Consider the following 6,879-nt stretch of genomic DNA (forward strand, 5'->3'; position numbering starts at 1 on the left):
CGGGCGATCTTGGTCGAGAACCCGTCTACCAGGAGCTTCGTCGTTGCGCAGGACTGTCCAACTCGCGGTCAACACCGCCAGCTTGGAAAAGGCTCCTTGTTGGGCGACTGGGGGAACCCGCCCGATTCGTCTCCAGCACCGGCCACAGGCGCATGCAGCGGCGCGGGAAGTCCTTCATCGGCTCCTTGTCGCCCTTCATATGCGCGTCGAAGGCGTAGCGGGCCTCGTCAAGGACGGACGGCTTCAGGCGTTTCGCCCAGTCGGCGTCACACCGGACTCCGGCGAAGAGGTCGGCCACATGGCCGCCGATGAAACATGAAACCGCAGCGTGATCAACGAAGGGTGCCGCGTTTCACAGGCGAAGAACGGATGCAGCTCATGCGGTCCTACCGCTTGATCCGCGCTTGAACCGCGGATACGCGGTCCGCTCGATCGAGGTCGCAATAGAGAGGCCTGTCCCTGACCTCAGACCGTCTGCGAGGCAATGGAGATCGGCGGCCGATCATCCAGTTCGCGCAGAGCCAGCGCAAACGCCGCCGCTGACCTGCACCAACAACTGTGGCCGGCCACCCTCACGGGAGGTCGGCCACACATGGGAAGCAACCCAGCCTGACATGCCGTCACTGACACCGAACCGGCACATCGCACACAATACCGATCCATCGTCCTTGTCAGCCGTTGTTACCGTCCTGAGTCGGGCCGACTTTCCGGGCCGCGCCACACAGATGACACGGCCGGGAACGCTTACCGCTGGCGATCAGGGATTGAACAGGGCCCAGCCCTGGTTGGCCGACCCGTCACAGGCGAACTGGGCGGCCTGTGCACCGTTGGCGGTGCTGGCGCCGGAGATGCCGAGGCACAGACCGCTCTTGCGGTTCTTCATCGCGAAGTAACCGTCGGGGTAGCCAGAGACCGGGACGAGCTTCCAGTCCTGGTTGGCGTCGCCGGAGCCGTTCGCGATGATGGCCCCCGCACCGGCCGACGTGCTGGCACCGTCGACGCCGAGGTTTCTCCCGGCGGCGACGTTCTCGAAACTGGTGTAAGGGCTGTCGTTGACAGCATCCCAGTTCTGCAGCGTGTTGGCCGAGTTCCCCGGCTGCTGGACGACTCGCGCACCGTTGGCCGTGCTGTTGGCCTGGAGGAACTTCTTGGACTTGAGGTTCCCGATCCCAATGCCGGAAGCCCTGAGGTTTAAGAGGCTGCCGTCGAGGACCTTCGAGGTCGGTATGGGCTGATCCCAGTCGACGCTCTGCGACGACTGTGCGTGAGCGACCGCCGGACTGGCCACCGCCAGCAGCGTGCCGGCGAGCACCGCGGTCACGGCATTCCTTGTGCGTGTTGTGCGCATGACACGTTCCCCTGTGTTGAGTTCTGTCGTTGCGTCGGTAACTCAACCAACCCGGGGTGAAGGTTCGCTAGATCATTTGAACATTTCGACTGGAAGTGACTGCTTGACGAGGGGTGGCGGAGGTGTCCGCAGGGGCGTTGGCGCTGATCACCGCGTCGCGGGGGATTCGCGCCTGCGACATGCTGCGGCTTGTACCCGGAGTTACAGATGGGCTACGCCTGGCCTCCGGCCGTTGGCGTCGACTTGAGTTCGCCCTCCCTGCGGGTGGGTGGCGGGCTGTGGGGTGAGGTCCGAGCCGTCGGCGGCGGCCCTCCATCCATGGGTCGCCGGCTCTGGGAGCAAGCCGTGGTGCCCAGACCGGGGAAGGCCGGGGCATCACGGCGGCGTATGCGTAGAACGGCTCAAGCCAGGACCAGGAGCACCTCAGTGGGGAGCACGCCGGAGCATTCGTGTGACCGCGTGCCGCTGGAGGTGCTCACGCCCGGGATGCCGAGGCACAGGCCTCTTGCGTTCACCGGGGAGGCTCACTCGGCTGGAGCGAGCCGACTGGCCCCACACCGCTGGACGGCGTCGGCAAAGCCGCGAACCGAGCCCATGGCGGTCGGCTCGTTGCATCACCAGGCCCAGCCCTGGTTGGCTGATCCGTCACACTTGAACTGGGCGGCCTGTGCGCCGTTGGCGGTGCTGGCGCCGGTAATGCCCAGGCACAGACCGCTCTTGCGGTTCTTCAGTGCGAAGTAGTCCCCGTCGTAGGCGGTCCAGTCCACCGCCCAGTCTTGGTTGAGGTCGCTGGACCCGTTTGCGATGATGGCCCCCGCACCGGTCGACGTACTGGCACCGTCGATGCCGAGGTTTCTGCCGGCGGCCACGTTCTCCAACGTGTAGTAGCCGTCGAAGGTGTAGATGTCCCACTGCTGCAGGGTGCTGGGACCGTCATAGGTCTGCTGGGTGACCTTGGCGCCGTTGGCGGTGCTCGCGGCCTGTAGATATTTGCCGGACTTGAGGTTCTTCAGGTGGGAAGACCCAGGCTTGATCTCGGACGACGCCGGGTCACTCCCTTGCGACGACTGGGCGTGAGCGATCACCGGACTGGTCACCGCCAGCAGCGCGCCAGCGAGAGTGACGGTCAGCCTTCTGGTGCTTGTTGTGCGCATGACAGTTTCCTTTACATGATGTGTTGCCATCGCCGGAAGTACTCAACCAGCCCCCAGCGACGATTCGGTAGATCCATCGAGCAGTTGGGCTGGAAGTAACTACTCGACGGGTACGCCGATTGCGTCCACAGAGGCGTTGATGCTGATCATTGCTCATCGGGCGGACCGGTTCCAGGAGCGATCCCCTGGCTTGTTCTTGTGGCCCGGATTGAATCCCCTCTACGCGAGCACAGGTCCACCCGGCGACACGAGGATCATGTCGGCTTGGCTTTTGAACTGCCCGACCGGACGCTACGTACCAGTCACTGCGGGCGGCACCGTGCCGCCTGGCGTACTGCCAGGGAAACAGGTCGGCGGGCACGCGCCGGTCGCGGGTTGCATCGTGCGGCGACCGCCGAGACGTTGGTGGTGTGTGATACACAGTGCCCATAGAAAGGGTCGAACGATTTCAGTGGATTCGAGCCGTCCAGTCAGCAGTGCTCTCGACGGAGCCGCCCCAGCGGGACAGAAGGAGAGGACGAGCCGGACACGCGTCCGTCGGCAAGTACCGGGTTTGGATGGCCTCCGCGGACTGGCGGCACTGTATGTGGTCCTGTTCCACTGCTGGTTGTATACCTTCCCGGGCTTTCCCAACAGTTCGGCGCCTGCGTGGCTGGACGGGTTGAAGTTCGGGCGCCTCGCCGTCGTCTTCTTTCTGGTGCTGTCCGGCTTCTCCCTGGCGATCTCCCCGGCGCGTCACGACTGGCGGTCGGGTGGCGTCGGCGAGTTCCTGCGCCGGCGCGCCTGGCGCATCCTGCCTCCGTATTGGGCAGCGCTGGCCATGAGCCTGATCATTTCCTGGTTCGTGGTGTCGGCTTCGCACTACGGACGACCGACCGGCGCGTCAATCCTGGTGTACGGCCTCGTTGCTCAGGACATGTTCACCGCCCCCACACCGAACGGCGCGTTCTGGTCGATCGGAGTGGAGGTCGAACTCTATCTCCTCTTTCCGCTTTTCCTGTTCGTGCGGCGGCGGTTGAGCGCGACGGCACTGATCGTCTGCGTAACACTACCGGTGATCGTCCGTGGGCTGATGGCGGCTGACGCATCTCCCGTGGAGAGCAACAACTGGCTCGCTCCACATCTCGCTCCCGTGTTCGTTGCAGGCCTGATCGGCGCAGGAGTCGTCGTTGCGTCGGAACGAGTTCAACGCCTGCCGTGGGGATGGTTCGCCGGACTGGCCGCCATGCCCGTCCTGGCTCTCGGCCTCATACAGGGTTCCGTTTGGACCGTGAACCACTACTTCTGGGTGGATCTCGCCATCGCTCCCGCCATGACGATGCTGCTTGCTGCGGTTGCCACCGGCAGGCCCGCCATCCTCGTACGGCTCCTGACCGCGCGCCCCATTCAGAGTCTCGGTAGCTTCTCCTACAGTCTCTACCTGATCCATCTGCCGATCGTCATGGCCGTAATTCGCCGAGTAGCCCCGCATTTCGTGTCGCCCGGTCTGCCGACATTCTGGTTCACGCTTGTCCTGGCCCTGCCGGTTTCGGTGCTCGGGGCGTGGCTGTTCTCCCAGATCTTCGAGATGCCCTTTAAGCAGAACAGATCCTGGAAATCCTTGATTGCGCAAGGTCGTCACCGCTGGTCCGGTAAGAGTACGAAAGACGGACAACGGCTCTGCGAGGAACCCGCGCAGAATTGACGACATGTCAGTCCATCCTATGACCGCCAGGCGGCCGGGCGGGCCGGCACGGGATAGCGAGTCGGCGCTCGCAAATGATGCTTCTGCTCGCCTGACAGGCCACCGTCCGCATGTGGGTGGGCGTCTGCCCTCCGTCGAGCGAGCACGGTGATGGTCAAGACTGCGTCATGTGATACCAGCGGCTGAGAGCCCGGTGAGTCACCCCACGTAACAAGGGAGTACGTAAATGCGACTCCCGACGAAGGGTGAGCCCTTGATCCCGCAACGCATCGTCCTTGCCTCAGCCGCGGGGCTCGTCTCCGCTCTCCTGTTGGGAGCGTGCGGCTCTTCGAACGACAACGCGTCCGGCACCAATCCCGGCAGCGCCGCCCCGGTCGCCACGGCCGCGTCGGATCCCGCGACCCCCGCACCGGCCGCCGGCGGCAACTCCGGGAGCGGAAACATGGCCGTGACCGCCATGGTGAGAGCCAAGGCGATGAAGGGCATGGGCAGTGTGGTCACCGACGACAAGGGGATGACCCTGTACCGCTATGGCAAGGACCGGCCGGCTCCCTCCAAGTGGACGTGCGCCGGTTCGTGCACGCAGACGTGGATGCCCGTCATCGTGGACGACTCCGTACAGACCTCGGGGGTTGAAAAGAGCCTTCTCGGCACGGTCCACCGCAACGGCATGAAGCAGCTCACCCTCACCGGCTGGCCGCTGTACCGGTACGTGGGCGACACGAAGGCCGGCCTGATGAAGGGCCAGGGCAAGGACAAAGAGTGGTACGCCATCACTCCGTCCGGTGGCAATCCCGTGATGACGGGCTGACGCCCACCCTCCTGGTCATCGGTGGGAGACCAGCCGTTTGTGCAGCTCACGAGCACGTGCGGGTCACGCGGCGCCCTAATCACAGGACTCGTTGGTCCGCCATCTCAGTAGCCGTTCGCGACACCAGCGCACCCCAGGGGCTCGATCTGTCTGCAGAGCTCGCGGGCTCGCGGATGGAACAAGAGGTCGACCCTGGGGCGGGCTCGCGCCGTGACGATCAACACCGGTCAGCGGCTGCGGGTTTCGCGGTGGCCACGAAGGCACCGGGCCGTGCCGCTCTTGACCGAGGCCTGGAACGGCCAGGGGAAACGGAGGCATCAGCCCGGAGCCCGCGTCACCCCGCGAAGCTTCACGGCAAGCGTGGACTCGTGGTGGTGCGCAGACGCCGGGCTGCCGCTCTATAGGGAGGCCTCGCGGCCAGGGTCGGTTCAGGCCTTCCCGGCGCCCACGTCACCACCACGGATCCATCGGTGGGCAACGGCGCCGGTCTCAGAGTGAGCCTCAGGGGCTAGAGAGGGCCAAGGCGTCCGCTGCCCAGGCAAGCCGCCCGCCGGCTCCTTGCGGGGGCCCGGTACGAGCTGCTTACACCCTGGATTAGGAGAAACGCACGGCCCAGGCAGCCCCCTGCCGGCCTGGTCAGGGGGTCACGGTCGGCCCGGATCGGACCCCCAGCGCAGCGACGAGGATCCGCGCGAGCGCCGGTGTGGCGCGGATGTGGGCGGCGCCGGCGAGAATCTCGGTGCGCCAGCGGGTCCGGGGCGGCCGGGCTTGTTCGGGTGGCGGCTTGAGCAGCGCCGTCGCGACGGCCGCCGCGACGAACGTGGCGGCGTCCAGCAGGGCCACGGCCCCACCGCCGAGCCAGGTGAACAGGCCTGCACCGGACAACGGCGAGACCAGACGGCCGGTTTCCTGCATTCCCAGGCGCACGCCGTTGATCCGCTGACGCAGCGACGGCCGGAACGTATGGGCGAACAGCGCGGTCTCGGCACGATCGATCAGGACCAGGGAGGTGCCGTAGGCAACCATCACGGCGCAGATCACCCACACGTCCTCTTCACCGTTGACGAACAGCAGGCAGGCGACCGCGATCGCTGTACACAGGTTCACGGTGATCAGGAAGCGCTGCCGCGGAACGCGATCCGCGAGCAAACCCGCCAGTGGCCCGAACAACGACGGGATGTAGATGCAGGTTTGGGTCAAGCCGGCAAGCGCGCTGCTCCCTGTGAGTGACTTGGCCCAGATTCCCGCCACCAGGCTGAGTGCGGTGTCGCCAATCATGGAGAGACCGAGCCCGGTGAGATACAGGCGAGCGTTACGACGCTCCATTGCCGTCGACTGCGACTCCTCGGCTGTGCTCATCGGCTCAGAAGTTATGTCCCGCCCCGCCGTGGTCCTGGGCGTGCGACAGAGACATGGTCGTGACATGGCCGACGGAACATGGGCCCCCGGAGACACGGCGCTCCCTGGCGGTGCGTCCGGATTCTCAGTCAGCACCTGTAAAAACACCTCGTCCTTCTCTGACGGTGCACGCCACCTCCGCTAAGGGCTGTCCCGTAACTGCTGGTCACGGGTGAGATGATCTTGTCGTGTCTGGTGTGATCACGGCGTCGGAGCCCTCCTGGATAGCCCCGTTCACCGGGCTGAGCCCGCGCCAGTTCGGCAAGCTGATCACCGCGCTCCGGCGTGAGGGGGCGGATCCGGTGCGCAAGGGCCGGCCCTGGAGCCTGCCACTGGAGGACCGCGTGCTCCTGGTCGCCGCTTACTGGCGAACGAACCTGACTTTGCGTCAACTTGCCCCACTGTTCGGGGTGTCCAAGTCGGCGGCCGACCGCATCATCGACCACCTCGGGCCCGCGCTCTCGCTCCAGCAGCGCAAACGGTT

General features: G+C 65.5%; 6 protein-coding genes. 3 read left to right on the forward strand and 3 right to left on the reverse strand.

Annotated features, from left to right (window positions below; all coding sequences use genetic code 11):
• Nucleotides 1-757 precede the first annotated feature (757 nt).
• Together AC07C1_RS40990 and AC07C1_RS40995 are read right to left on the reverse strand one after the other, a co-directional pair.
• Nucleotides 758-1,321, reverse strand: coding sequence for an RICIN domain-containing protein (locus tag AC07C1_RS40990; RefSeq protein WP_478947202.1), 564 nt, complete (start codon nt 1,319-1,321; stop codon nt 758-760).
• A 641-nt stretch (nt 1,322-1,962) separates the two neighbouring features.
• Nucleotides 1,963-2,502 (reverse strand): RICIN domain-containing protein, encoded by a 540-nt coding sequence (locus tag AC07C1_RS40995; protein WP_478947203.1) that lies wholly within the window; start codon nt 2,500-2,502, stop codon nt 1,963-1,965.
• A gap of 553 nt (nt 2,503-3,055) precedes the next feature.
• On the opposite strand from AC07C1_RS40995, the gene AC07C1_RS41000 reads away from it, so the two are divergent.
• Together AC07C1_RS41000 and AC07C1_RS41005 are read left to right on the forward strand one after the other, a co-directional pair.
• Nucleotides 3,056-4,186, forward strand: coding sequence for an acyltransferase family protein (locus AC07C1_RS41000; RefSeq protein ID WP_478947204.1), 1,131 nt, complete (start codon nt 3,056-3,058; stop codon nt 4,184-4,186).
• Nucleotides 4,187-4,412: 226 nt separating this feature from the next.
• Nucleotides 4,413-4,997, forward strand: a complete 585-nt coding sequence (locus tag AC07C1_RS41005; RefSeq protein WP_478947205.1) for a hypothetical protein — start codon at nt 4,413-4,415, stop codon at nt 4,995-4,997.
• A 636-nt stretch (nt 4,998-5,633) separates the two neighbouring features.
• Here AC07C1_RS41005 and AC07C1_RS41010 read toward each other — a convergent pair.
• Nucleotides 5,634-6,356, reverse strand: a complete 723-nt coding sequence (locus tag AC07C1_RS41010; RefSeq protein ID WP_478947206.1) for an MFS transporter — start codon at nt 6,354-6,356, stop codon at nt 5,634-5,636.
• Between the two features lie 227 nt (nt 6,357-6,583).
• Between AC07C1_RS41010 and AC07C1_RS41015 the strand changes: the two genes are divergently transcribed.
• Nucleotides 6,584-6,879: helix-turn-helix domain-containing protein (locus tag AC07C1_RS41015; RefSeq protein ID WP_478947207.1), on the forward strand; the 296-nt coding region annotated here is incomplete at its 3' end.

This window comes from Streptomyces sp. NPDC045022, assembly GCF_056432605.1.